Here is a 26,078-nt window from a genome sequence, read left to right on the forward strand (position 1 = left end):
TTGTGATATTACTTGGTATAAGCCGACTATCGAAGGCAACCAAGTTGGTATCAAAATGAGTTACTTTTTCCAGTATACCTCGTTGTGACGGATCATAGCTTGTAAATCAGTCACATAGTCGGAACCTCGCTCAGAATATTTTAACAAGCCATTGGTGAGCTCTGTCGCCGTTGCAGTTGTTAAAAGATCATCACCTTGCGCATCAAGTTTTGCACGAATCACTCTTAGATCGGCGTAAGCACGATTACGATTAAGGTTCATGAAATACCGATGTACGGATTCTTGGCTTGAAGAGAATGTTGCGACTTCATGCGAGCTACCTTCGTTACGTTGTAGCGGAACAAGGCCACAACCTTTGGTGTAACACCAGTGTCCAAAATAGTTATTTGCTTTAGTGGCGAAACGAGATGTACCCCAAGCTGATTCATTGGCCGCCTGAGTTAACACAAGCGCTTCAGGTAGCACGTTTACACGATTCAACATTTCTTTCAGCCAAGCGTCATCTAAGCCCGATGAAGGTACAGGCAGGCTATACAGCTTCCCTAGTCTCTTTGCGTATGACGCGTCTTCAGAGTCAACATTGTTCAACCCCGTCTCTGAAAGCTTGGTTAGAAACGCACGTTCTTTGGTGATTCGCTTGTTTTCGATGTTGATACTTGGGCGAAGATAAGAAAAGAAGGTGCCTTTCTTTTTATTTACATCTTCAATCGCTGCGAAATCTGGCTTATCAGAAGAGACGGTCAAGTCACCAACGTTTTGCTCTGAGTCTGGAGCCTTTTGCCCCGCTCGCCTGCGCTCTTCTTCTTGTTGGTAAAGCATTGGGCCAACTAACGAGATCGAGCTAACTAAGGCTAATGCTGTCACTTTTAGCGCAAGTGATTTACTTGCGCTTAATTTAGAGTTGTTATGCATCGAATACCTGTGGGTCTTTATTGTTGCTACCGTTGTGGTCGTCGTCGCTCTTTGGTCTGTCTGACGCGATCAGTTTGAGTTTAATGCCAAACATCTCGCGGTAAAGAATCCCTTTCACGTGGAAGAAGAAAGGTAAAACGAAGATAAGGCCAATGCCGTACATCATTGCCGCGACGATGAACATCAGCATTACTAATAGGTAGATAGAAGCAACGGTGAAGATTTTTTTGTTGACAGCACGCAGAGAAAGCAGCAGCGATTGCATTGGCGGCACTTTCTTATCACAAATCAGCAGAATCGAATGGCTGAACGCCAGTGAGAAGTAGATAGACAAGAACGGCAGAATCATACCTGCGATGCCTTGAAGCATCAGGCTGAACAGAGTCACAAGAATTACTGGAATCGTAAACTGTAAGCCTTTACCAATGTGGCGTACTTTGGTCTGTAGGCCAGCGGCGTGGCTCATTGCCATTAAACAGATACCGGCATAGATAGGCGCGCTGATCACTTCATAGCTAAAGTTCGCAATAAAAATCGATTCAACGATTTGTGGCGTGAACGACTCTGGGTCGATAACCGCATCCAAGATAACCGCAGGATCACCAAGCTGTAGTTTTAGTGCGATATAAAAGATAGCGAGCTGCACAAACATCAAAGCAATAATCGCTGGGGAAAACGAAAGAAAGTGACTTATCGTATGTTTCCAAGCTTCTTGGAATACAGCCGTTGCTTTGAGCTCATAATCGCCAGAAAGTGCACGGTTGATACTACCGCCCAAATTAAAATCTTTTTCGATGTCGTTGTTCATATTGATACCTAGGTGTGCCGATTAAGCGAAGCCACCTAACTTATTGATAAAAAATTACCTTCATTATACTCATATGTCGGATACAAACTAAAATATGAATCTGTAACAAGGCTTGCTTTTGCGTCTTGATGGTTAATAATTAGACACTTGTTAGGGTGTAAACCCAGTAAATAACAGTATGGTAAAGGATGTTTACTTTTACCTGCGAAATTTTTTATCTTCGAAAGGTAAAAAATGCTTTGAATTCACGTTTTTGGTGATTATGATGCGCGCCTTAAAGGTGTATAGCAACAGGTCTCAAATAGAACCAAGGTGGAGAAAAACAGACGTTGAACGCTAAAAAATCAGTAGGAAAGCCAGTAGTACAGCTAACTGGCATCAGTAAAAGTTTCGATGGTAAGGAAGTCATCGGCAATCTGGATTTAAACGTAAATCATGGTGAGTTTCTCACGATTTTAGGCCCATCAGGTTGTGGTAAAACAACCGTGCTAAGAATGATTGCGGGTTTTGAAACGGCAGATAGTGGTCAAATACTATTAGCTGAACAAAACGTAACCCAAGTTCCTGCTGAACAAAGGCATGTAAACACTGTATTCCAAAGCTATGCCCTATTCCCGCATATGACCGTTTTCGACAATGTGGCATTTGGCTTACGCATGCAGAAAGTTCCAAACAGCGAGATTGAACCTCGTGTAATGGATGCTTTGAAAATGGTGCGCCTAGAACAAATGGCACAACGAAAGCCACACCAGCTATCTGGTGGCCAACAGCAACGTATCGCAATCGCTCGTGCTGTCGTTAATAAGCCTAAAGTTCTTTTGTTGGATGAATCTCTATCTGCTCTGGATTACAAACTACGTAAACAGATGCAAATCGAGCTGAAACAATTACAACGCCAACTTGGTATCACGTTCATTTTTGTAACGCATGACCAAGAAGAGGCGCTGTCTATGTCTGACCGTATTATTGTTATGCGTGATGGCGTGATTGAACAAGACGGAACACCAAGAGAGATCTACGAAGAGCCTAAGAACCTATTTGTAGCGCGTTTCATTGGTGAAATTAACGTATTCGAAGCGACAGCGAAATCTCGTCAAGATGAAAAACGCATTGTTGCGACAATCGAAGGTGAAGAGTCCATTATCTATCACGATAAAGACGTAACACCGGGTCAAAAACTGCAAGTATTGCTTCGACCTGAAGATCTTCGAATCGAAGAAATTAAAGAGTCAGAGCAACGCGGTATTGTTGGCCACATTGTCGAGCGAACCTATAAAGGCATGACATTAGATTCAGTCGTAGAACTTGAATCTGGTATGCGTGTCATGGTTAGCGAATTCTTCAACGAAGATGACCCTGATGTTGATCACTCACTGGGCCAAAAAGTTGCAGTAACTTGGGTTGAGAGCTGGGAAGTGGTATTAGAAGATGAGCAAGAAGTTTAATTTACAAAACGCAATTGTTGCTTTAATCACAGGTTGGTTAGTGTTGTTCGTGATGATTCCAAACATCATGATCATTGGTACTAGCTTCTTAACTCGTGATGAAGCGAACTTGATCGAGATGACCTTCACTCTCGATAACTACGTGCGTTTGGCTGACCCGCTGTATTTTAAAGTGTTGATGCACTCTTTCTATATGGCAATTGTCGCAACCCTACTTTGTTTGATTATTGGTTACCCATTCGCTTACATCGTGGCAAAAATGCCGGCGAAGTGGCGTCCAATCATGTTGTTCCTAGTGATAGTACCATTCTGGACGAACTCTTTGATTCGTACATACGGATTAAAAATTGTACTGGGTACGCAAGGTGTCTTGAACAAAAGCTTGTTAGCGTTAGATATCATTGATAAACCGCTACGTATCATGTACTCAGAAACCGCAGTAATGATCGGTTTAGTGTACATCCTACTTCCGTTTATGATTCTGCCGCTGTATTCAGCGATTGAAAAACTGGACGATACGTATTTAGAAGCGGCTAAAGATTTAGGTGCGAACAAACTGCAAACGCTATTGAAAGTGGTACTACCACTAACAATGCCGGGCATTATTGGCGGCTGTTTGTTAGTGCTACTGCCAGCGTTAGGTATGTTCTACATCTCTGACCTATTAGGCGGAGCTAAGAACCTATTGATTGGTAACGTGATTAAGAGCCAAGTGCTCAACGCTCGAGACTGGCCGTTTGGTGCAGCGACGAGTATCGCACTGACCATGGCAATGGCTGTGATGCTGTATGCCTACTACCGAGCAGGTAAGCTATTGAATAAGAAAGTGGAGCTAGACTAATGGGGCGCACAGTTAAGTTCAGCTTTATGGCGCTGGTATACGCCTTTCTATACCTACCTATTATCGTATTGATCGCTAACTCGTTTAATGCCAATAAGTTTGGTATGAAATGGGGTGGCTTCACCACTAAATGGTATGACGCGCTTATTAACAACGACAGCCTAATGCAGGCTGCGTGGCACTCGATCAACGTAGCGGTGTTCTCAGCAACAGCCGCAACGATTGTCGGGAGCCTTACAGCAGTAGCCCTATTCCGTTACCAATTTAAAGGTAAAGGCATCGTAAATGGCATGCTGTTCATCGTAATGATGTCTCCAGATATCGTAATGGCGATTTCGCTTCTTGCGCTATTCTTGGTAATGGGTGTTCAACTTGGGTTCTTTACCCTACTTGCTGCTCACATTACCTTCTGTCTACCGTTTGTTGTAGTAACGGTATACAGTCGCTTGAATGGCTTTGATGTGAAGATGCTAGAAGCCGCAAAAGACTTAGGTGCAAGTGAATGGACGATTCTAAAACAGATCATTCTGCCTCTTGCTAAGCCAGCGGTTGCTGCGGGTTGGTTATTGAGCTTCACTCTGTCTTTGGACGATGTAATCATTAGCTCTTTCGTAACCGGCCCAACGTATGAAATCTTACCACTGAAGATTTACTCAATGGTTAAAGTGGGTATCTCTCCTGAGGTAAACGCCCTAGCAACAGTGATGTTAGTGGTGTCGTTAATACTGGTGATCATTTCTCAGTCATTAGCGAGAGAAAAAATCAAGTAAGTCTCCTACTCTATATAGAGACTGGCTTGATTAAGAAGTTAAGAGACTTCAAGTTCAAAAAAAGTGTTAATCATAAACAGAATGGTAAATTGCCATTCTGTTTTTCTATCTACTGCCTTCGGGCAACGTTTAGTTTGGAGCTAACGTCAATGAAAAAATGGGCTACTCTATTAGCTGGTAGTGCATGTGCGCTTTCAATGTTATCTGCACCATCATTTGCAAAAGATAACAAAGAATTGGTATTCATGAATTGGGGACCTTACATCAACAGTGAGATTCTAGAACAGTTCACTGATGAAACTGGTATCAAGGTGATCTACTCGACTTACGAGTCGAACGAAACCCTGTACGCAAAGCTAAAAACACACAACAAAGGCTATGACCTAGTTGTGCCGTCGACTTACTTCGTATCTAAGATGCGTGACGAAGGTATGCTACAAAAGATCGACAAAACTAAGCTGAACAACTTCAAGAATCTAGATACTAACTATCTAGATAAGCCGTACGACCCAAGCAACGACTACTCTATTCCACACGTAGTTGCGATCACAGGTCTTGCTGTTAACACTGACATGTACGATCCAGAAGATTTCCAAAGCTGGGCTGATCTATGGAAGCCAGAGCTTGAAGGTCAACTGATGATGATGGACGACACTCGTGAAGTGTTCCACATCGCACTGCGTAAGTTAGGTTACTCTGGTAACACAACCAACGAAAAAGAGATCGACGAAGCGTACGCTGAGCTACAAAAGCTTATGCCAAACGTTCTAGTATTTAACTCAGACAACCCAGGCGCGCCTTACATGTCTGGTGAAGTCGGTCTTGGTATGCTGTGGAACGGTTCTGCTGCTGCAGCGCAAAACGAAGGTCTACCAATCAAACTGGTTTTCCCTAAAGAAGGCGGTATCGGTTGGGTTGATAACTTTGCGATTAGCTCTGGTGCGGTAAACGTAGAAGCAGCTCATAAGATGATTGATTTCCTACTTCGCCCTGAAATTGCTGAGCAAATTTCTCGTGACACAGGCTACCTAACGGCCGTTAAAGCGTCTAACGAGAAGTTCAAAGATAGCCCTGCGCTATTCCCATCGCAAGAAGACCTTGATCGTGTTGAATGGCAAGCTGCGGTTGGCGATAAGACAGTGAAGTACGAAGATTACTTCATGAAACTTAAAGCAGGTCAGTAATTTAGCTTATTATCTAACTGTGGCTAAGTAACCAGTTTACTTAACAGGTCAACGCAGATAATCAATAAGTTAAAAATAAGAATATCAATGAATAGGCAGCTTAGGCTGCCTATTTTATTATATCGCTGCTATAATATAGCGCGATTTTTCGAAATCCTTTACCTTGGGTTCACTACCCAGCTCCAAATCAAACAAATGAACGGAACAGTAATGAAAAAAACACTGTATACCGGCGCATTGTGTGCTGCTACTTTACTTTCTACACCCTCTTTCGCAGCTGACCAAGAACTGTATTTTTACAACTGGTCTGAATATATTCCAAATGAAGTACTAGAAGACTTCACAGAAGAGACGGGCATTAAAGTCTACTACTCAACTTATGAGTCTAACGAAAGCATGTACGCTAAGTTAAAAACTCAAGGTACGGGTTACGACTTAGTGGTTCCTTCTACTTACTTCGTTTCTAAGATGCGTAAAGAAGGCATGCTTCAAGAGCTTGATAAAACCAAGCTAAGCCACTTTGCAGATTTGGATCCAAATTACTTAGATAAGCCATTTGACCCAAATAACAACTACTCAATCCCATACATCTGGGGTGCGACGGGTATTGGTATCAACTCAGACATGCTAGACAAGTCTTCAGTTAAAAACTGGGGCGATCTGTGGGATACGCAGTGGGAAGGTCAACTGATGATGATGGATGACTCTCGTGAGGTTTTCCATATCGCTCTATCTAAACTGGGCTACTCTCCAAACACGACTAACCCTGAAGAAATCAAAGAAGCCTACGAAGAACTTCGTAAGCTAATGCCAAACGTATTGGTATTTAACTCAGATTTCCCAGCGAACCCTTACCTAGCAGGTGAAGTGTCTCTTGGTATGCTTTGGAATGGTTCTGCTTACATGGCACGCCAAGAAGGCGCAACGATTGACATTATCTGGCCAGAAAAAGGCGCTATCTTCTGGATGGACAGCCTAGCAATTCCAGCAGGCGCTAAGAACACTGAAGCGGCTCATAAGATGATCGACTTCCTTCTTCGCCCAGAGAACGCTGCGAAAATTGCTCTAGAGATCGGTTACCCGACACCAGTTAAAACCGCTTACCCTCTTCTTCCTAAAGAATTTGCTGAAGACAAGAACGTTTTCCCACCACAATCAGTGATGGATAACGGTGTGTGGCAAGATGAAGTTGGTGAAGCGAGCGTTATTTATGACGAGTACTTCCAAAAACTTAAAGTAAACAACTAAGTTATTGTTAGTTAAGAAGTTAAGTAAATAAAGCGGCGTAAGCCGCTTTATTTTTTCAGATTCAGAAACTGATGTGTGTTATTAAAGACAAGGCTTAGGCCGTTAAAGAACCTTTCTCTGTACATAATAACTCGCCAACCAGTTTAGGCACCTCGATACTCGCCTTGCCGTAGCGCTTCTCTTCAAATTCACTTTCAACCGCACTTGGTTCGAGGTTTATCTCGATAGTATGTGCACCATGCATTTTCGCATCGTGAACAAAGCCTGCCGCTGGATAAACAACACCTGAAGTTCCGATAGAGATAAACAGATCCGCTTCTTCCAGTGCGGAATAAATGTCGCCCATTCTTAGTGGCATTTCGCCAAACCAAACAATATGTGGACGCATTTGTGCAGGGATTTGGCAGCAATGACAAAGTTCACCCGTTTCAATATCGCCTTTGTGCTCTACAACTTGATTGGATTCACTGCAACGCGCTTTTAAAAGTTCACCATGCATGTGAATAATGTTGTTGCTACCGCCTCTCTCGTGCAAATTGTCGATGTTTTGAGTGATGATGGTAACTTTGCCATCAAGCTTGTCTTCGAGCTCTCCTAGCGCCTTGTGGGCTGAATTGGGCTGAATGCTCTCACTTTGCAGGCCGTGACGACGCTTGTTATAGAAGGCTTGTACCAAGTCAGGATCTTTTGCGAACCCTTCAGGCGTCGCTACATCTTCGATTTTGTGGTTTTCCCATAGCCCGTCTTGTGCTCGGAATGTTTGTATCCCCGACTCTGCAGAGATGCCAGCGCCAGTAAGAATTACGATATTTCGATATGGGAAATGCATATAACGTCCTTTTAGATATGTCACTTTGTAACAGCTTAGCACTGTTCAAATTCCAACAATAGTTTTGGGGATTAGACCATAGTCTTAGGCAACTGAATTCATTGGCTATTTGTGACATAACTCGCTTGATAGTTGTGGCTGTTATTACTCAAATTCTCTGTTTTGCTATCCATAGAAACAAAAAAGCGACCGAAGCCGCTTAGTTCTGTTCAACAGTTGTCTACTTGATGTGCTTTAACCCACCAAGTTAATAACGTTAGTCTTCGTTGATAGAAGAGATCTTATGGATAGAAAGATCCGCACCGTTGAACTCATCTTCTTCACTTAAGCGTAGGCCTGTTAGTTTGCTCAACACACCGTATACGATTAACGCGCCGACGACAGCAACTGCAACACCTGCGACTGTACCAATCAACTGAGAAGCTAAGCTCACGCCGCCTAGACCCCAGAAAGCTTGTTGGCCGAAGATACCAGCTGCAATGCCACCCCAGGCACCACATACGCCGTGTAGAGGCCATACACCCAATACATCATCAATCTGTGTTTTGTTTTGCATGTAAGTAAATAGGTAAACAAACAAAGCGCCCGCCACGCCGCCAGTAATCAGAGCGCCTAATGGGTGCATTAAGTCTGACCCTGCACAAATTGCTACTAAGCCAGCCAAAGGACCATTATGAATAAAGCCTGGGTCATTTTTACCTGCAACAAGCGCCGCCAGAATACCACCAACCATTGCCATCAGTGAGTTCATCGCCACTAGGCCGCTGATGCCGTTGATTGCTTGTGCAGACATCACGTTAAAGCCAAACCAACCCACACATAAGATCCAAGAGCCTAGTGCTAAGAATGGGATATTCGATGGTGCGAAGTTGGTGTGTTTGCCTGCACGGATTCGACCTTTACGCATCCCTAAGAAGTAAACTGCGACCAAAGCAATCCAACCACCTACGCCGTGAACCACTACCGAGCCTGCGAAGTCATGGAACACGTAACCAAACTGACCTTCTAGCCAATCTTGGAATCCAAAGTTGCCGTTCCAAATGATGCCTTCAAAAAATGGATAGATGAAACCAACCGTAAACAGTGTCGCAATCAAAATTGGATAGAAACGAGCACGCTCTGCGATACCACCAGAAACAATCGCAGGAATTGCCGCTGCGAATGTCATTAGGAAGAAGAACTTAACCAGTTCATATCCGTTGCCTTGCGAAAGTGTTTCTGCGTCTGCAAAAAAGTGTGCACCGTAAGCAACCCAGTAACCGATAAAGAAGTAAGCAATGGCGGAGACACCAAAGTCGGAAAGGATCTTAACCAGCGCGTTGACTTGGTTCTTCTTTCGAACGGTACCGACTTCTAGAAATGCAAAGCCAGCGTGCATCAAGAAAACCATGATGGCGCCGAGTAATAGGAATAAAGTATCTGAACTTTGGGTAAGGGTTTGTACTGCACTATGAACTTGAGTCACCGTTTCACTCATTAAAGCATTCTCCTTCGCTTTATTTGATTTGCACTGATATCGTGCGATTCAATGTTGTAATTAATTAAAGACTCAACAGTGAACGCAAGATGCGTTCCAAGTGTGTGGTGTAATTTTCGTGCAACAGTTTTTGCTTTTAACTTACTGATTAATTGATAATAAATTTATCGGTGCACTTTCTTGGTTCTTAATGAGCGTGAAAATGGAAACAAGAATTGCACCAATTAAGGGAGTTGCACCATATTGAAGCGGTCAATACTATGCTTCATTAAGTTTCGTTGCTGATTAGAAACAAAAAGCCCAATGACCGAAATCATTGGGCTTTCAAAAGGACTATTGTGCTAGATAATTCGCTATCTAGTGAGCCGATACTCGACTACAAGTTTGGACCTGTTGTCGGGTTTTGCGGTAGGTTTTGACTTAAACGCTGCATACCTTGATACATACGAATAAACCAAACCACAATCGCAACACCACCGAACAACATGCCTACATACGGTATGTAGTAAGCGATGTCATCGATAATATGATTTTGATACCAGTAATCGTTCACACCGATCAACACGCCATTAGAGGTCGCTACTGTCACGATAAGTACAACAAAGAACGTCAAGTTCAAGAAGAACGAGCGAATCAAGCCGTAGTAATGGGTATCCACTACTTCACCATCTTCGCCTTTATCTAAACGATAGCCCGCGTAGATGATGGCAACCACACCAGAGAGAAGACAAGTAAATGGCGTAAAGCAGCTTAGTATGTAAGCGACCCAAATACCTTTATGAGGTTTGTTCATTCTTATTCACCCCTTCCGTTTTCTCTGTTGCTGCGTTAGCGCTTTGTTCAACGCCGTTTTTCTCTTGTTCCATCACTTCTTTGTACCAAAGATCATGGTGCTCTTTAGCCCAAGTCTCATCAACTTCGCCTGTTACCATGCCTTCTAGTGCCCCTTCCATACCGAACAAGCCGATGTAGATGTGGAACACGAAACCACAGATAAGGATCAAAGCAGCCAACATGTGGACTAGGTTTGAGAGCTCCATATCTCGACGGGTTTGACCGAAGATTGGGAAGTCTAAAACCAAGCCACTGATCGCAGCCACACTACCCATAACAATCAATAGCCAGAACAGTGCTTTTTCACCCGCGTTGGAAAACTCTGCAGATGGATGAGAACCTTTATGTTTCCCGACCATACCACCCAGTTTCATGAACCACTGTACATCGACCATCTTGAAAATAGACTTGCGCCACCACTTGATGAGAACAGCCATCAACAGCACATAGAAAATCGGGCCGATGTAGTTGTGGTATTGCTTCGCCAATAGAACGATGAAGCCCCAAAGGTCTGTTGGAATGTACGGCTTCAAGAAGTGCTTACCGTAAACCAACATCAAACCACTGAACGCCAGTGTTAAGAAGGTAAACGCCATACTCCAGTGCAAGGCACGGTCTAGTCGAGACCAACGTTTGATCTTACGGCCTGTTCTTGGCGCACTCAGCATTAATGGGCCAATCACAACGTACATTAGAGTAACGAAAGCAATACTGCCAAAGATAGCGACAGCACCGGCTGGTGACATCCACTTCTCTTTCAATATGTACCACGCTTGACCTGGGGTACTGATCAACACACCGTGCTCAGCCGATTGAGATGTGGTGTAACCTTCTTCACCGTTTCTTACTTGTCGCCAAAAATCAGCGCCAGCAAGTTGTGTGATTTCTCTTTCAGCAGAGCTCGATTGAGTTTGTGATGAGTTCGTCTCAGATGCATGACTCAAAGGAGACAGCATTGTTAGTGCTGCCAACATTGGCAGCACAACAAGGAAGAGACGCTTAAACATTGTAAGCATATGTCTCTCCTAACTAGCTCTTCATCGCATCGTAAGAAAGGTCATTGCCGTCTGTCCAGCCTGCACCCTTCGCACCACGTTCAACAACACGCTGGCGGAATACATCAGAGACTTTCTCTGCATCACCCGCTAGCAGTGCTTTGGTCGAACATAAAGAAGCACACATTGGTAGCTTGCCTTCAGCAATACGGTTCGCACCGTACTTCTGACGTTCTTCCACAGAACCTGGCTCTGTTTCTGGGCCGCCAGCACAGAAGGTACATTTGTCCATTTTACCGCGCTCACCAAAGGCTTCCTGTTTAGGAAATTGAGGTGCGCCAAACGGACAAGCAAACAAGCAGTAACCACAACCGATACACAGATCTTTATTGTGAAGTACGATGCCGTCTTCCGTATGTTCAAAACAGTCTGCCGGGCAAACTGCCATACAAGGGGCATCAGTACAGTGCATACACGCTACTGAGATAGAGTTTTCACCTGGTTCGCCATCGTTCAGTGTCACAACGCGACGACGTTGAATACCCCATTCCAGAGCATCATCATTTTCATTCTTACATGCAGTGACACAACCGTTACATTCGATACAACGCTTGGTGTCACAAAGAAATTTCATTCTAGCCATTTTAAGACTCCTTACGCTTTACGAATATTACAAAGGGTTACTTTCGTTTCCTGCATTAACGTGACAGGGTCGTAACCGTATGTGGTTGCTGTGTTAGCAGCTTCACCAATAACGTAAGGATCAGTGCCTTCTGGGTATTTAGAACGCAAATCTTCGCCTTGGAACTTACCACCGAAGTGGAATGGGATGAATGCCAGACCCGGTTTCACACGACGTGTAACCATCGCTTTCACCTTAATACGGCCCTTCTCTGCACCCTCAACCCAAACATCGTCACCGTCTTTAAAGCCGATGTCGTTTGCATCTTTCGGGTTCACTTCAACAAACATCTCTTGCTGTAGTTCTGCTAGCCAAGGGTTAGAACGGGTTTCTTCACCACCACCTTCGTACTCAACCAAACGACCAGAGGTCAGGATAATCGGGTATTCGCCAGATTTGTCTTGCTCTTGAATCGACTTGTAAAGCGTAGGAACACGGAAGATAGCTTCTTTGTCGTCCCACGTTGGGTAATCAGCAACTAGGTCGCGACGTGGCGTGTAAAGTGGCTCACGGTGCAGTGGTACACGGTCTGGGAATGTCCAAACAATCGCACGTGCTTTCGCATTACCAAATGGGATACAGCCGTGTTTAATTGCCACACGTTGGATACCACCTGAAACGTCAGTCTTCCAGTTTTTGCCTTCAGCAGCCGCTTTCTCTTCTGCAGTTAGATCATCCCACCAACCCAGTTGTTTCAGTAGTTTGTCACTGAACTCTGGGTAGCCGTCTTTGATCTCACAGCCTTTCGAGTAGCTGTCTTCTGCCAGTAGGCTTTGACCTTCAAACTCAACACCAAAACGAGTACGGAAGTTACCACCACCTTCAGCAACCGTCTTAGACGTATCGTAAAGGATGTGTGTGCCTGGGTGTTTCATTTCTGGCGTACCCCAACATGGCCAAGGAAGACCGTAAGTCTCACCATTTGCTGGACCGCCTTCTGCTTCTAGAGACGTTTTGTGGAATGTGTGCCAATTCTGTTGGTGTTCTTTCAAACGCTCAGGGCTTTGGCCTGTGTAGCCGATTGTCCACATACCTTTGTTGAATTCACGTGTAATATCTTCAATCAGTGGTTGGTTGTTCTCAACACGGATGTTTTTGAACAGCTGATCAGAGAAACCAAGCTTCTTAGAAAGCAGGTACATGATTTCGTGGTCAGGTTTAGATTCGAATAGAGGATCAACAACCTTGTCACGCCACTGTAGAGAACGGTTTGACGCCGTTACACTGCCGTAGGTTTCAAACTGAGTCGTTGCTGGTAGCAGGTAAACGCCGTCGGTACGATCATTCATTACCGCTGCAACCGTTGGGTATGGGTCAACAATAACCATCATATCCAGCTTCTGCATCGCTTTTTTCATCTCTGGACCACGAGTCTGAGAGTTCACCGCGTGACCCCAGTAGAACATGGCACGGATGTTTTCGCGTTGGCGAATCTTGTCTTTGTCTTCAAGTACGCCATCAACCCAACGAGATACAGGAATACCTGCACTGTTCATTGGTTTTTGACCGCCGTATGCGTTGTCGTCGAAACGGCCTTTCACCCAGTCAAAGTCGATATCCCAAACTTTTGACCAGTGACGCCAAGAACCTTCAGACAAGCCGTAGTAGCCTGGAAGTGTGTCTGACAGTACGCCAAGGTCAGTTGCGCCCTGTACGTTATCGTGACCACGGAAGATGTTTGCACCGCCGCCTGATTTACCGATGTTACCTAGCGCAAGCTCAAGTACACAGTAAGCGCGTGTGTTGTTGTTACCAGTCGTGTGCTGAGTACCACCCATACACCAAACGATACAACCCGGACGGTTTTCAGAAAGTAGTTTCGCGGTGTGGTATACGTCTTTTTCACTAACACCAGTTACGCGTTCAACTTCTGCTGGGTTCCACTTCGCGACTTCTTCACGGATCTCGTCCATGCCGAATACACGTTGTTTAATGAACTCTTTGTCTTCCCATTGGTTTGCAAAGACGTGCCATAACACACCCCAGATAAACGCAACGTCAGAACCTGGACGAAGAGAAACGTAGTGATCTGATTTCGCAGCAGTACGCGTACGACGAGGATCCGCAACAACGATCTTACAGTTGTTCTTCTCTTTCGCGATCAAGATGTGTTGCATCGCTACTGGGTGAGCTTCCGCTGGGTTTGAACCAATGAACAGCATCGATTTACAGTTGTGCATGTCATTGAACGAGTTTGTCATTGCACCGTAACCCCAAGTGTTCGCAACACCGGCTACTGTGGTTGAGTGACAAATACGTGCTTGGTGGTCAACGTTGTTGGTGCCCCAAAGCGAAGCCATCTTACGGAATGCATAAGCTTGCTCGTTACTGTGTTTCGCACTACCTAGGAAGTAAACTGAATCAGGGCCAGACTCTTTACGAAGTTCTAGCGCTTTGTTACCGATCTCTTCAATCGCTTGTTCCCAAGAAAGCTTCTTCCACTTACCGCCTTCCAATTTCATTGGGTACTTAAGACGACGTTCACCGTGGCCGTGCTCACGAAGTGCTGCACCTTTCGCACAGTGTCCACCAGCGTTGAATGGGTGATCGAATGCAGGCTCTTGACCTGTCCATACGCCATTTTGAACTTCAGCGTAGATACCACAACCCACAGAACAGTGAGAACAGATAGTACGTTTCACTTCTGTTTTCGCTTCTGGATCGACTGATTTAGCCTGTGCTTTCTTCATCATACCTGGTGCAAATAGACTTGCGCCTACCACTGCGCCACCAGCAGCTAATGAAGTGTTTTTCATGAAGGCACGTCGAGACACACCTAGCTGATTGGTTTCTTTGCTCACACTATCGGAGCGTTTGACAAGTTTCATCCGTTATCTCCTAAAGTGTGTCGTAGTAATCGCGAATGTGTTGCGTCTCACGATACCCTGTCTTCTTCACGTCTTCTGTCGAAATTTCAACAGTTTCTGAAGCGGTTGCCACTTTAGTTGTACCAGCGACAACGGCACCAGCAACGGCTGCAGTCGTCAAGCCTTTGAGTAGATCCCTACGGCTTGTATTTATATCTTTATTATCTTTCATCATTGCTTCCTTACCTTACGGTAGATCTTTTTTTGGAGGCTTAATGCCCCTCTATCGATATAATCGCGTACTGCTCGATTACTCGTAATCAGTGACGTTTTTCACATCAATCTTTAATTTGTGCTTACTGCTTTTTGTATTCACGCTAAAACGCACTTGTTCTAACGTTAAGAATGCTTCACAGAGTTGAGCGGCCGATTTGTAGAAGTTCGCGCTTTCTGCCCCTTCAAGCTGACGCGTGAAAGAGTTAAACCAAGGGCCAAGGTGCTTATTGAATACCGCCTGTTGCAGTGCTTCTTCTTCAGCCGTTAGCATCGCCATCACTTCACACAGTGCTGCGATATGATCTTCCGGCTCTTTCACTTGATCGTCACGCTCAATGCCTAAAAGCTCTAAGTCATGACGAATCTCTGCCAATGGTTTTTCCATCATGGCGCCAGTGCGATGCCAAGAACCAAATGGAACGACTTCTCCACGCCCAATACCGATGAACAAATCTTGATATTCGTCTTCAAGAGCTTCACGGTTTGATTCTGTTGCCGCTTGTTGAATGGCAATCCAAGCCTTTTGCATTGCGCTTTCAGACGCTTCAATATCGAGTGTTTTTAGAAAGTCGATCACCTCTTCAGAAGGTGCGCTGCGAAACAGTGCGGATAGAACCAAATAGATCTCAGTTCTTAGTGTCTGTTCTTGTGCCTGATCCAAATTCGTTTCCAAGGCTAACTCCTAGTATTTCAATTGTTTCAATGGGTCTTGAGCCATTGAATCGAACATATCCACCACACGGCAGTCTTCACACATAGCGATACGATTAATCGCTGCTTCATCTGAAAAGTGAGAGTGACCGCGTAACTTGTTCTGTAACATGTCAATCATAGACTGAGGTGCGAATGGTTTATGGCAACGTACACATTCCGCAGCTTTCTCTTCATGAATCACAACTGCTTTTTGACGTTCTTCTTTTACCCAGTTCATACGAGGCGTAAGAGTCAGAACATTTTCAGGACATGCCTTTTCACACAAGCCACATTGAATACAGTCTTGTTCTACAAATTTAAGTGATGGAGAAGCCCCGTCGGTATGAAGTGCACGTGTCGGACACACAGCCACACAGCTCATACATAACGTACAATCTTTGCTATCACACGAAACGTTGCCGTAAGGTGCGTTTGACGGAAGCTCAACAATATTTTCAACAGGAATACGAGCTGAAGACATCGCATCAAGTGCTGTAAATAGACGTTGGCGCTTGTTGCCTTGAAGATCGCCAAGTGCAAGGTCGAATGAATCCACACAAAGTGTTGGAGGACATTCACGTAGAGATTCTAAGTACAGAATATCGATGGTTTCTTTTGGAATACCGATTTGATCTAGTAGTTCTTGAGCAATCCCTACTTCGTTATTTAGAACACGAATGATCGTTTCTGGCATAAAGCGAGATGCGGCAAACAGAACCTGAGTTGCGCCATTAACTAAAGCTGCAAACCAAGTATCGATACCAATAGATGGCAGTTCTTCTACGACAATTGGAATCACGTTATCTGGTAGCGCTTTAAGAGCCATCACGTTGTAAGTCTCATGACGTGAGCTACAGATAAGTACGATTGGATCCAGACCACCCGCTTGCTCGTAGTTAGCTAGCGTACGTTCAATGAATTTTTGAGTATCGTCAGGGTTAGGTAATGCGTAAGAGATAGCTTCTGTCGGACAGCTCGTTGCACACGTACCCACGCCTTGACATAGGTAAGGGTTAATCTCAATCTTGTGACCCGTCTTATCAGAGCCTTCACTTGATAGTGCGCCAGCAGGACAAGCATCTACACAACGCTCACAGCCTTTTACGCCACGAGAACTGTGCGCGCATAGGTCTGTGTCCAAACGGAAGAACTTAGGCTTATCAAACGTGCCCATTAACGTAGGAATTTCTTCTAACGCTTCAGCCAGTTTTGGATAACCACGACCTACTGGGTAATAACCAGGAACAGGCACTTCTTCAGTCATGCAGCTATTCAGACATAAGTCCAAAACCACATCAAAACAGTCATGATTGATTGCTACTTTTGCAAGGTTATTGGTTAGGCCTTTGTTTTCGATTAGAACTTCGAACGTACCAAGGAAACCAGAAACTTGAACCGCGTTCGCGTAGTAAAGCTCTGACTCAGTATTCGTTGCCTTCACACCATCTGTCGAAAGCAGTGTTAGGCTTGTTAACTGAGGTAATTGAGCCGCAGCACTTTCAATGATCGCAGTTGGACCAATAACAAGTGTATTACCGCCGCTTTCGTAGCTAACAGTAGGTGGAATCAGATTTGTTAACTCAACTGTATTTTCAAATGCATACAGTCTTGCTTTAGCGTTATTTGAATTTGCTTGTTCTAATAATTGTTTAAGCATTGCTCAGTTCCATCTTTGGACATGGATAATCTGTTCAACCTTTATTGTAGTAAGCGAGAGAGAACTTGCTGAGTAATCCGTTAACAACTAACCCTTTAGCCAGTGTGTCGTTCGTCAGACCGTGAACTCGTCTATCTACAAAAAAGTTGATAATGAACGTTATTTTGCAAATGCCATGCCAATTTAATATGCCTTATATTTCAGTGATTTAATCCTATATAACGTTTATTGTGCGTATAAAAAAACCGCTTGGGACATTTTGTCGCAAGCGGTTCATTGAGTGTTTAGTCAAAATGTACCTATTCTTTGTGTGGTATATTTTGTCCCACCTCTTTCAGGTCTGCTTCGTCTGACATTGTAGCGTTATTATTCGATACTGTTTTTTTATACAGTTCTTTTTCTTGTTCGGTTATTTCGGCACTTTCTGACGTTTCAAGTTTATTATCAGATACCTCAAGATCGCTTTCAGAATTTTCTAAAACTTCACCTTCGTCTTTATTATCAATGATTTGCTCTTCTTCTGGCGCAGTTTCTTCTTCCGTTTTGTCTTTAACCCAATCACGCAAGGTTTCCGCAACCCCTTCAGAAAGAGACTTCAAATTACTGTAATCGTCGTCGTAATCATCTAAACCATCACGAACGTTGAATTCTTCTGAGAGGAATAATTTACGCAATGCCGCTTTTTTTACGCTTTCTGAAGCTTCTGACACCAATAATTGAGCAACAGACAAGTCTTCAGTCGTTTCTGATGCTATCTCCTGAGTGTCAATAGCTTGAGAATCGACAGCGTGAGCGTCTTCATTGTGTTCTGGAGACTCATTTTCTAAAGCACCATTTTCTAAAGTATCACGCTCTAATGACTCCGATGTTTCTGCGTCTATAGATGAAGCAGCAAACGAAGTCTTTGCGGAAGTAAGCTCAGTTTCCTCAAGCGTTTGTTGCGCTTCTAAAGGTTGGTCGGTTGATTCATCAAGCTTTCGTTGAGACCAACGGCTAAAAAAGTTAGTTGCCATTTGATCGACCCGCGCCTTTACGTTTCTTACGTCTTGCTTCTAATAACTCACCATGACGACCGATGAACGCTTCCATCCAAGCTTGTACAGGTAACGGAATGTCGTATGAAAGGACTTGGTTGTCACCGTCCATGTATTGCCCTGCAACGGTTTGTGATGCTGTAAGTAACTGAATGACGGGCTTAACGCCTGAATCGACATTATCCATCACTAAGAAAAGCTTAGGTTGCTGAGAGCTTAGATTGAAGCGGTAGTCGGTACGTTCGTCTTTGTGCAACTGAAGCGAACATACGTCTGGGGTTTCATGTTCAGGTGATAATTCAAAACCGATGAGTTCCCATTGAGTTGTTACCCAAATGCCAGTTTTGATCTCTTTCTCTATTCTTTGGACACCTATTGGCCAAGCTGATTCTGTTTTTTCGTAGTGTTCTTGGAATTCTTTTATCTCAGACATACTGCACCCAATTGATTTTCTTTATTCTGATCGTACGTAGGACATTTTGTACTTCGCATAATCATATACCCTCTACAAAGCAATAAACACGCCAATACATTTTAAGTCCTGCTCCGTCTTTAGTGCGTTTGTCGTAAAGTTACCCCTATAACGTTAGTCGATCGCGCTGGTTTGAGACAGTTAGTCTCGGTGAACTCTCATATTTTGCGCTATTTTAATCGAATGCTTCATGTTTTCTCGAATAGCCGCTATTTTGGAATGAGAATTGCTAAATGCTTGAGTTAAAGCTAAGACTGACTAAGTGACAGAGAACGCATGTATTCTAAAGAGTCGTATGATGACTCTTGCCTAACTTCTTATCCCTTATAATCGCTATCTCATTAAGTAGGACGTGACTGTGGTAAAACCAAACATAATAAAAACCAGTGAAAACCCACTTCAGACCATCGAAGTTGAAGTGTTTGATGAATATGGCGAAAAGCTAACGAAACAAATTGCGTGCGAGCGCCCTCTTACCGTTATGTTGAACTGGAAAGAGATCGTAACTCTAATGACATTGGGTTCACGCCCGGAAGCATTAGTCTTGGGTTATTTGAAAAACCAAAGCTTCCTTTCTGATCCAGAAGCCGTTGAATCAATCATCATCGACTGGGAAACCAGCTCAGCAGCGGTTATCACCAAAGAAGATACGAGCCAACTTGAGCAAGCGCTTAAGAAGAAGACAGTTACCTCTGGCTGTGGCCAAGGTACCATGTATGGCAACGTGATGAAGCAATTGGAAGATTACCAAGTGCCTCAAACCAAGATTAAGCAATCTGAAATCTATACGGCTCTAGAAGCGCTGACTCATTATAACGACACCTACAAGAAAGCGGGTGCGGTTCATGGCTGTGCTGTTTGCAAAGACGACAAGGTTCTATCGTTTGTTGAAGATGTTGGCCGACACAATGCCGTTGATACATTGGCTGGTGAGATGTGGCTTAACAAAGAGACAGGTGAAGATAAGATCTTCTACACCACAGGCCGTTTAACGTCTGAGATGGTGATTAAGGTTGCGCAGATGGGAATCCCTGTTCTACTGTCACGCTCTGGCGTTACACAAATGGGCTTAGATTTAGCGCAGAAGTTCGGCATCACTACGATTGCTCGCGCTAAAGGTTTACGCTTCCAAGTGTTCACGGGTGCAGACAAGATTGACTTTGATGTGAAAGGTGAATAATCAGCAGTCGGAAAAAAGCGTAGGTTTGATTGGTGATTCACTAACCGCTTCTAATTGTAAAGTTCTGATGTAAATAGTTAGTGACCCATCAAGGATAAATACATAGAAACTTAACTAGATACAAAAACGCCGTCATGCTTTTTAGTATGACGGCGTTTTTAATTTTCAATTTATAGCTTAATTTCCAACGCATAGAGTTGAAAACTAAGGCTAACTTAAAGCTTAGCCGCGTGCTTTCAAGAACTCAGCGTAAGTACCGCGGAAATCGTTGATCTTGCCATCTTTGATTTCAAGGATACGAGTTGCAAGCGAGTCTACGAATACACGGTCGTGAGATACGAAGAACAATGTGCCTTTGTAGTTCTCAAGAGCCAAGTTAAGCGCTTCGATAGATTCCATATCCATGTGGTTTGTTGGCTCATCCATTAGCAGGATGTTTGGTTTATGCATCATGATCTTACCAAGAAGCATACGACCTTGCTCACCACCAGAGATAACCTTTACAGATTTCTTAATGTCGTCTTGACCAAATAGCATACGACCTAGGAAGCCACGAACAACTTGCTCGTCTTCGCCTTCTTGGCGCCATTGGCTCATCCAATCAAACAAGTTCATGTCTGTCTCGAAATCGTGTGCGTGATCTTGAGCGTAGTAACCGATGTTTGAGTTTTCAGACCACTTGTACTCACCTGTGCGAGGCTCAAGAGCGCCAGCTAGTGTGTTAAGTAGTGTTGTTTTACCCACACCGTTCTCACCGATGATAGCAACACGCTCACCTACTTCGAAAATACCGTCGAACTTGTTGTATAGGTCTTCTTCAAAACCTTGAGATAGGTTTTCAACCACAAGTGCGTTACGGAATAGCTCTTTAGACTGTTCGAAACGGATGAATGGGTTTTGACGGCTAGACGCTTTAACTTCGTCTAGTTGGATCTTATCGATCTGCTTAGCACGTGACGTTGCTTGCTTCGCTTTAGATGCGTTAGCAGAGAAACGAGATACGAACGTTTGAAGTTCAGCAATTTGTGCTTTCTTCTTAGCGTTGTCAGACAGTAGACGCTCACGAGCTTGAGTCGCAGCCGTCATGTACTCATCGTAGTTACCTGGGAATAGACGAAGTTCGCCGTAATCAAGGTCAGCCATGTGTGTACAAACAGAGTTTAGGAAGTGACGGTCGTGCGAAATGATGATCATTGTGCAGTTACGTTGGTTTAGCGTATCTTCCAACCACTTGATGGTGTCCATGTCCAGGTTGTTCGTTGGTTCGTCAAGAAGCATGATATGCGGGTCTGCAAACAGTACTTGAGACAATAGAACACGAAGTTTCCAACCCGGTGCTACTTCGCTCATCAGACCGAAGTGCATTGATTCTTCAATACCTACCGCTAGAAGAAGCTCACCAGCTTTAGCTTCTGCCATGTAACCGTCCATTTCAGCGAACTGAACTTCAAGGTCAGCCACTTTCATGCCGTCTTCTTCGCTCATTTCTGGCAAAGAGTAAATGCGGTCACGCTCTTGCTTAATAGCCCAAAGCTCTTTGTGACCCATGATAACCGTGTCGATTACCGTGAATTCTTCGTAAGCAAACTGGTCTTGGTTTAGCTTAGCAACGCGCTCGTTTGGATCGTAGCTTACGTTACCAGCACTTGGCTCAAGTTCACCAGATAGGATCTTCATGAACGTCGATTTACCACAGCCATTCGCGCCGATTAAACCGTAGCGGTTGCCTTCGCCGAACTTAACTGAAATATTTTCGAAAAGTGGCTTAGCGCCGAATTGTTGGGTGATATTTGCTGTGGAGATCAATGCCATTACCTTTTTAATGTGAAAAACGCCGCAACGTTACTTGTTCAGGGCTTTAACTGCAAGTATTGATTGCAATTACTGGCCATTAAGTAAGTGATAACCTAGCCAAATCATAGTTTGAACTGACTCACATTTTTGGTTTTCTATTTATCGCCGTAAAACCGTCGATTTTAAGGAAAAACAAAATATCGAACAGCGCACCATAACGGGCGGTATATAACGTCCCAAATCATGCCAACCATTGAATATATCGTATGCTGATTGGTCACAGTAAAAGCCAACCCGATCAACGCAACAGAAGACATAATAAAGATGCTCAAATACTAGCCTAATCCCTGACAATTTCATGACAAAATCGCTCGAAACAGGAATAAAGTACTCGCCCCCGACACGGGGTTGGATTTCACAAAGTCAGATTATCTAACTATAGTAATCCTAACCTCATAATTCTAAGAGACTTTTATGCGTTCACTATCGCGCTTCTTAATCCTCACTTTGGCCATTCTCTCTTGGCCTAGTCATGCCAACTTGGAATATGACTTACAATCTCAGCCGCAGGTATCCGATTCTGCTGTTGATCTCGATGATCGAATTGATTCGTTACCCGACCCACTCTTTATGGAACCGTCGGACAGACGCCAAGTCAATATATTGCTCGCTGAAGTGCTACAAGTTCAAAAGCAGGAAATCAAAACCTTCGAGCAACAGATAAAAGCCTACAGAGCGAACAACGACGCCGATCAATGGTTTGCCGTTCAAACCAGTTACGTCACTTTGAATAGCTTGAATGTGAGCAAGCAACACCTGTTAGAGCAGACGAATTCCGCTGATAAAGAGCGCCTAACGGGTTTTGGCCCCTACGGTGTAACTCAATTTAAGCAAGAGTGGGAATTAACCAAGCTCAACATTGAGTATCTTGTTTACTTCCAAATTCGTAGCTTTAAAGCGCTCGTTAAAGACATCTTTATTTCGCCAGTGCCTGTGATTGGTGCATCGTTAAAAGTGTTGTTTATCTATTTTGGTTTAGCGTGGTGGCTTGCCAATAGCACTCGTTTGATTGAGTTGTTCAGAATTAATTTTCTTGAAGCGAAAACGAACCCTCCATTTTTAGTACGTGTGATCTGGTACATCAGCCGCGCTGATCGTGCGATTGCTTGGTTAATTGCGATTACGCTTTCTCTAAGAGTGCTCTCCAGCATCCCTAGCCTGCAACACCTGATTTTCCTTGAGATCTTCACTTGGTGGATTCTAGGTGGTTCGATTGCTATCAGCTTTATTTTGGAATTTGCGTATCGTTTGGGCCGCACATCCAATCAAGAAGTGATTGCGCTGCGCCTATCGACCATTCGCCGTTATGTTTGGAGCTTCATTGTTGCGGGTGTGACTTTGCAAATATCGAGTATCACGCTAGGCAAAGGCACTATCTATAGCTGGATCTACAGCGCCCTATTTTTCTGGTTTGTACTGGTTACCATTTCAGTGCTTAGATTATGGCGTGCGAAAGTCTTCGATACGCTGCAACACATCTCTGATCGTCCGGTATGGGTGAACTGGGCAGCAAACCGCAAGGATACCTTCTTACTTAATATATTGGCGACGGCCATTGGCATCGTATGGTTGAGTGTTTACAACTTCCAACACCGCATCATGGCCTTGCTGTCTAATTACACACTGTTTAGCCAAGCTTTGGCGTACCTGTTTAGAATTGAAGTGGCTAAGCAGTCTGACCTTGACAAGAATCAGCAAAACTTGGTTCGAATCAAAGGCGATCAAACCTATGAATACATTCTTCCGGGTAATATCGACAGCACGCTGATTGATTACGCCGGTGATGAGGTTAAGCAACTGTCTCGCTACTTGATGTCAGACAGCCCTGCTATCTGTATTGTTTCAGGTGAACGTGGTGTGGGCGCAACAACGCTGCTTTATACCCTGCTGCACAAAGTCTCTAACGCTGAACCTGTCTACGTAAGTTGCCCTTACGCTGGTTATCAAGAGCTGTTAGCGCATCTAGCGGTGAGCATCGGCTTGGAAGAGAAAGCGACTGAGATTCAGATCTTGGCTCACCTTCGTAAAAGCAAGACCACGTACTTGATTGCGATCGATAATGCACAACGTCTAGTTAAGCCAATGGTTGGCGGCTTGTCTGATCTGATACGTTTAACCAATCTACTGCGTCGTTCTAAAAAGAACCACCGTGTCGTGATATCGATCGCCAAATCAAGCTGGCGGTTTGTCGATCGAGCGCGTGGCGAACGTTTGCTGTTTGACTTGGTGTGTTTCCTTCCGCGTTGGACAGAGAAACAAGTCGGTGAGCTTCTAAATAGCCGTATTAATACGGAGCTTGAGAAGCCGTTATCGTTTGATGGTTTGGTGGTGCCTAAACAGTGGGACCAAGATGACATGAGCGAGGAAGATCGCGCACGCCAAGGCTTCTACCGAATCTTGTGGCATTACTCTGATGGTAACCCTACCGTTGCGTTGCGCTTCTTCCGACTCTCATTGAATCGAAACAAAGATACCGATCAAGCCGTGGTGCGCTTGTTCCATGTTCCAGAAGCACAAGAACTAGAAAACATGCCAAAACCTATGCTGGCTGTGCTTCGTTCTATCGTGCAGTTGGAAATCGCGTCTCCGGAAGTCTTGTCTGATTGTACGCAGCTAAGCACGGCTGAGATAACCGGCATTCTGCGTTACTTTGAAAGCCGTGGTTATATTGGTTGGCATGAAGAAAAGGCTCGAATTTCCGAGCACTGGTTCCGCCACATTACTAACGTTCTCGACCGTCAACATCTACTGGTGAAGTAAAATGAAGAAGTTATTTATCCTACTATTTGTTGGCTTGGCAAGTGCTGTCAGTTTCCCGATCTTTGCGACGGAAGAGTTAGCCAATGTAGAAAACATCTCAAAGATAGCGAGTCTAGTGCGATGGAGCGGCGTGTTCTTCTCCATGATCGTTATTGCGGCGATGTGGTTACTGCTTAAGTTTATCAACTCGATGGTGACCAGTTTTGGTAGCCAATTCGTGCAATACCGAATGCTGCTACAGAAACTGCAGTCGTTTACTCAGTTCTTTATCTATGTGAGCACAGGTCTTATCGTGTTCATGATGAGCTTTAGAATCAACGACCAAATACTGGCTTTGATTGGTGGTACCCTCGCCGTGTCAGTCGGCTTTGCGCTTAAAGATTTGGCAGCTTCATTCATCGCGGGCATCACGGTAATGATTGATAGGCCCTTTCAAGTTGGTGACCGCGTCACGTTCGAAGGCAACTACGGTGATATCATTACCATTGGTTTGCGTTCAGTGCGAATGAGAACCCTGAACGATGACATCATTACCATTCCGAACAACAAGTTCTTAAATGAAGTGACCACCAGTGGTAACTACGGTGCGTTGGACATGCAGGTGGTGATTCCGTTTTACGTTGGTATGGATGAAGACATCACCCTAGCCCGCGATCTGATTCAAGAAGCGGCGTCTTCAAGTCGTTATATCCACTTGCCGAAACCTGTAACGGTTTTGGTTAAACAGACGATTACCGATAACTACCTAGCAATACAGCTAACTTGTAAGGCTTACGTTGTGGATACTGCGTATGAGAAGCTGTTTGAAACCGACATTACTTTGCGTGTGATGAAAGAGTTTAAGAAGCACAACATCAACCCACCGAAAATTTCAGTAGCGGCGCATTAGGCTTGATGCTTTAGACGTTTGTTGCTTATAGCAAATGACTAGCCATAAATAAAAACACCTCCGAACTTATCGCAAGTGCGGAGGTGTTTTTTATGAGCTTTTTATCTTTAAGCTAATAGTCCTACATAGACAGAACCTTAAGCACTAAGCTCAGCGTAAATTCCGTCTAACGTAATGTTTTTTTTAGACTTCCTCTGCGCGGACTTTTGAGCGTTCCTTGATATATAACTGGTAGCCCATTCGATTTTATTGCTGATTTCTGACCATGCGCCGTGACTGATACATTCAAATATTGGTAACAGCCAGACATCCACATTTTTTGCCGCTTTAAACAATGAGACCGATGGCATTATCTGAAGCGCAATACTACGCCTAATGATCAGCGCAAGTAAACTGGCCCAGATGAGCCCATCAACGATGGCCTTTTGTGC

General features: G+C 44.2%; 22 protein-coding genes and 1 pseudogene. 8 read left to right on the top strand and 15 right to left on the bottom strand.

Translation table 11 applies throughout. The features are described 5' to 3' along the window. Positions 1-60: 60 nt before the first annotated feature. A complete protein-coding gene (locus ACED41_RS05460; protein WP_371724612.1) occupies positions 61-912 on the bottom strand; it encodes a glucosaminidase domain-containing protein in 852 nt (283 codons plus the stop codon). Continuing rightward, positions 905-1,720, bottom strand: coding sequence for a hypothetical protein (locus ACED41_RS05465; RefSeq protein WP_371724613.1), 816 nt, complete (start codon positions 1,718-1,720; stop codon positions 905-907). Before ACED41_RS05465 ends, ACED41_RS05460 begins: the two co-directional genes overlap by 8 nt. A gap of 329 nt (positions 1,721-2,049) precedes the next feature. Between ACED41_RS05465 and potA the strand changes: the two genes are divergently transcribed. From potA to ACED41_RS05490, 5 genes are all read left to right on the top strand, one after another. Next, positions 2,050-3,165, top strand: a complete 1,116-nt coding sequence (gene potA / locus ACED41_RS05470; RefSeq protein WP_017059631.1) for a spermidine/putrescine ABC transporter ATP-binding protein PotA — start codon at positions 2,050-2,052, stop codon at positions 3,163-3,165. After that, positions 3,149-4,006: a spermidine/putrescine ABC transporter permease PotB gene (gene potB / locus ACED41_RS05475; protein WP_017059630.1), complete on the top strand. Its 858-nt coding sequence runs from the start codon at positions 3,149-3,151 to the stop codon at positions 4,004-4,006. Before potA ends, potB begins: the two co-directional genes overlap by 17 nt. Then, positions 4,006-4,776: a spermidine/putrescine ABC transporter permease PotC gene (potC, locus tag ACED41_RS05480; protein ID WP_017059629.1), complete on the top strand. Its 771-nt coding sequence runs from the start codon at positions 4,006-4,008 to the stop codon at positions 4,774-4,776. The genes potB and potC overlap by 1 nt, the downstream gene beginning before the upstream one ends. A gap of 149 nt (positions 4,777-4,925) precedes the next feature. Beyond that, a complete protein-coding gene (locus ACED41_RS05485) occupies positions 4,926-5,960 on the top strand; it encodes an extracellular solute-binding protein (protein WP_017059628.1) in 1,035 nt (344 codons plus the stop codon). Positions 5,961-6,170: 210 nt separating this feature from the next. After that, positions 6,171-7,208, top strand: a complete 1,038-nt coding sequence (locus tag ACED41_RS05490) for an extracellular solute-binding protein (RefSeq protein WP_017059627.1) — start codon at positions 6,171-6,173, stop codon at positions 7,206-7,208. A gap of 94 nt (positions 7,209-7,302) precedes the next feature. Here ACED41_RS05490 and cobB read toward each other — a convergent pair whose 3' ends face one another. The 11 genes from cobB to ACED41_RS05545 all read right to left on the bottom strand — a co-directional run bounded on the left by cobB (position 7,303) and on the right by ACED41_RS05545 (position 18,925). Beyond that, positions 7,303-8,037: a Sir2 family NAD+-dependent deacetylase gene (gene cobB / locus ACED41_RS05495; protein WP_017063867.1), complete on the bottom strand. Its 735-nt coding sequence runs from the start codon at positions 8,035-8,037 to the stop codon at positions 7,303-7,305. Positions 8,038-8,293: 256 nt separating this feature from the next. Next, entirely contained in the window at positions 8,294-9,514 is a 1,221-nt protein-coding gene (locus ACED41_RS05500; RefSeq protein ID WP_371724614.1) for an ammonium transporter, read from the bottom strand. 376 nt (positions 9,515-9,890) lie between these two features. Beyond that, positions 9,891-10,307 carry a hypothetical protein gene (locus tag ACED41_RS05505; protein ID WP_017059624.1) on the bottom strand — a complete coding sequence of 139 codons (417 nt, stop codon included), beginning with the start codon at positions 10,305-10,307 and terminating at the stop codon, positions 9,891-9,893. Further along, positions 10,291-11,364, bottom strand: coding sequence for a formate dehydrogenase subunit gamma (locus ACED41_RS05510; protein WP_102333340.1), 1,074 nt, complete (start codon positions 11,362-11,364; stop codon positions 10,291-10,293). The genes ACED41_RS05505 and ACED41_RS05510 overlap by 17 nt, the downstream gene beginning before the upstream one ends. 13 nt (positions 11,365-11,377) lie before the next feature. After that, positions 11,378-11,986: a formate dehydrogenase FDH3 subunit beta gene (gene fdh3B / locus ACED41_RS05515; RefSeq protein WP_004733723.1), complete on the bottom strand. Its 609-nt coding sequence runs from the start codon at positions 11,984-11,986 to the stop codon at positions 11,378-11,380. Positions 11,987-11,997: 11 nt separating this feature from the next. Continuing rightward, on the bottom strand, positions 11,998-14,853 hold the full coding sequence (locus ACED41_RS05520; protein WP_017063869.1) for a formate dehydrogenase subunit alpha: 2,856 nt from the start codon (positions 14,851-14,853) through the stop codon (positions 11,998-12,000). Positions 14,854-14,863: 10 nt separating this feature from the next. Next, positions 14,864-15,064: a twin-arginine translocation signal domain-containing protein gene (locus ACED41_RS05525; protein ID WP_371724615.1), complete on the bottom strand. Its 201-nt coding sequence runs from the start codon at positions 15,062-15,064 to the stop codon at positions 14,864-14,866. Between the two features lie 78 nt (positions 15,065-15,142). Beyond that, the gene (locus ACED41_RS05530) at positions 15,143-15,781 is read right to left on the bottom strand and encodes a molecular chaperone (protein ID WP_017059621.1); all 639 of its coding nucleotides are present in this window, start codon (positions 15,779-15,781) and stop codon (positions 15,143-15,145) included. Positions 15,782-15,790: 9 nt separating this feature from the next. After that, a complete protein-coding gene (locus ACED41_RS05535; protein ID WP_371724616.1) occupies positions 15,791-17,458 on the bottom strand; it encodes a 4Fe-4S dicluster domain-containing protein in 1,668 nt (555 codons plus the stop codon). Between the two features lie 299 nt (positions 17,459-17,757). Further along, positions 17,758-18,471, bottom strand: coding sequence for a DUF3306 domain-containing protein (locus ACED41_RS05540; RefSeq protein WP_371724617.1), 714 nt, complete (start codon positions 18,469-18,471; stop codon positions 17,758-17,760). After that, positions 18,461-18,925, bottom strand: a complete 465-nt coding sequence (locus ACED41_RS05545) for a DUF3305 domain-containing protein (RefSeq protein ID WP_136974282.1) — start codon at positions 18,923-18,925, stop codon at positions 18,461-18,463. Before ACED41_RS05545 ends, ACED41_RS05540 begins: the two co-directional genes overlap by 11 nt. Before the next feature lie 397 nt (positions 18,926-19,322). Between ACED41_RS05545 and ACED41_RS05550 the strand changes: the two genes are divergently transcribed. Next, entirely contained in the window at positions 19,323-20,144 is an 822-nt protein-coding gene (locus ACED41_RS05550; RefSeq protein ID WP_017068189.1) for a formate dehydrogenase accessory sulfurtransferase FdhD, read from the top strand. A gap of 222 nt (positions 20,145-20,366) precedes the next feature. Here ACED41_RS05550 and ACED41_RS05555 read toward each other — a convergent pair whose 3' ends face one another. Continuing rightward, positions 20,367-21,950 carry an ABC-F family ATPase gene (locus ACED41_RS05555; protein ID WP_009846736.1) on the bottom strand — a complete coding sequence of 528 codons (1,584 nt, stop codon included), beginning with the start codon at positions 21,948-21,950 and terminating at the stop codon, positions 20,367-20,369. Positions 21,951-22,412: 462 nt separating this feature from the next. Here ACED41_RS05555 and ACED41_RS05560 point away from each other — a divergent pair, with 462 nt between their 5' ends. Both ACED41_RS05560 and ACED41_RS05565 read left to right on the top strand, forming a co-directional pair. After that, positions 22,413-24,758, top strand: coding sequence for an ATP-binding protein (locus tag ACED41_RS05560; RefSeq protein WP_371724618.1), 2,346 nt, complete (start codon positions 22,413-22,415; stop codon positions 24,756-24,758). 1 nt (position 24,759) lies between these two features. Next, complete coding sequence (locus ACED41_RS05565) at positions 24,760-25,647, top strand: mechanosensitive ion channel family protein (protein ID WP_017059614.1); 888 nt, start codon at positions 24,760-24,762, stop codon at positions 25,645-25,647. Positions 25,648-25,784: 137 nt separating this feature from the next. Here ACED41_RS05565 and ACED41_RS05570 read toward each other — a convergent pair. Further along, positions 25,785-26,078, bottom strand: a pseudogene (locus tag ACED41_RS05570) (IS4 family transposase); the annotation flags it as partial.

It is taken from the genome of Vibrio sp. 1F255 (genome assembly GCF_041439145.1).
In the GTDB taxonomy this organism is placed as follows: domain Bacteria; phylum Pseudomonadota; class Gammaproteobacteria; order Enterobacterales; family Vibrionaceae; genus Vibrio; species Vibrio crassostreae_C.

Bases quoted from the DNA above. Each gene is read 5' to 3' on its own strand.
- ACED41_RS05465 (WP_371724613.1), bottom strand. From the start codon at position 1,720: ATGAACAACGACATCGAAAAAGATTTTAATTTGGGCGGTAGTATCAAC.
- potB (WP_017059630.1), top strand. From the start codon at position 3,149: ATGAGCAAGAAGTTTAATTTACAAAACGCAATTGTTGCTTTAATCACA.
- ACED41_RS05565 (WP_017059614.1), top strand. From the start codon at position 24,760: ATGAAGAAGTTATTTATCCTACTATTTGTTGGCTTGGCAAGTGCTGTC.
- ACED41_RS05525 (WP_371724615.1), bottom strand. From the start codon at position 15,064: ATGAAAGATAATAAAGATATAAATACAAGCCGTAGGGATCTACTCAAA.
- ACED41_RS05460 (WP_371724612.1), bottom strand. From the start codon at position 912: ATGCATAACAACTCTAAATTAAGCGCAAGTAAATCACTTGCGCTAAAA.
- ACED41_RS05535 (WP_371724616.1), bottom strand. From the start codon at position 17,458: ATGCTTAAACAATTATTAGAACAAGCAAATTCAAATAACGCTAAAGCA.
- ACED41_RS05520 (WP_017063869.1), bottom strand. From the start codon at position 14,853: ATGAAACTTGTCAAACGCTCCGATAGTGTGAGCAAAGAAACCAATCAG.
- ACED41_RS05545 (WP_136974282.1), bottom strand. From the start codon at position 18,925: ATGTCTGAGATAAAAGAATTCCAAGAACACTACGAAAAAACAGAATCA.
- potC (WP_017059629.1), top strand. From the start codon at position 4,006: ATGGGGCGCACAGTTAAGTTCAGCTTTATGGCGCTGGTATACGCCTTT.
- ACED41_RS05500 (WP_371724614.1), bottom strand. From the start codon at position 9,514: ATGAGTGAAACGGTGACTCAAGTTCATAGTGCAGTACAAACCCTTACC.
- ACED41_RS05485 (WP_017059628.1), top strand. From the start codon at position 4,926: ATGAAAAAATGGGCTACTCTATTAGCTGGTAGTGCATGTGCGCTTTCA.
- ACED41_RS05490 (WP_017059627.1), top strand. From the start codon at position 6,171: ATGAAAAAAACACTGTATACCGGCGCATTGTGTGCTGCTACTTTACTT.
- cobB (WP_017063867.1), bottom strand. From the start codon at position 8,037: ATGCATTTCCCATATCGAAATATCGTAATTCTTACTGGCGCTGGCATC.
- ACED41_RS05540 (WP_371724617.1), bottom strand. From the start codon at position 18,471: ATGGCAACTAACTTTTTTAGCCGTTGGTCTCAACGAAAGCTTGATGAA.
- ACED41_RS05510 (WP_102333340.1), bottom strand. From the start codon at position 11,364: ATGCTTACAATGTTTAAGCGTCTCTTCCTTGTTGTGCTGCCAATGTTG.
- ACED41_RS05505 (WP_017059624.1), bottom strand. From the start codon at position 10,307: ATGAACAAACCTCATAAAGGTATTTGGGTCGCTTACATACTAAGCTGC.
- ACED41_RS05560 (WP_371724618.1), top strand. From the start codon at position 22,413: ATGCGTTCACTATCGCGCTTCTTAATCCTCACTTTGGCCATTCTCTCT.
- fdh3B (WP_004733723.1), bottom strand. From the start codon at position 11,986: ATGGCTAGAATGAAATTTCTTTGTGACACCAAGCGTTGTATCGAATGT.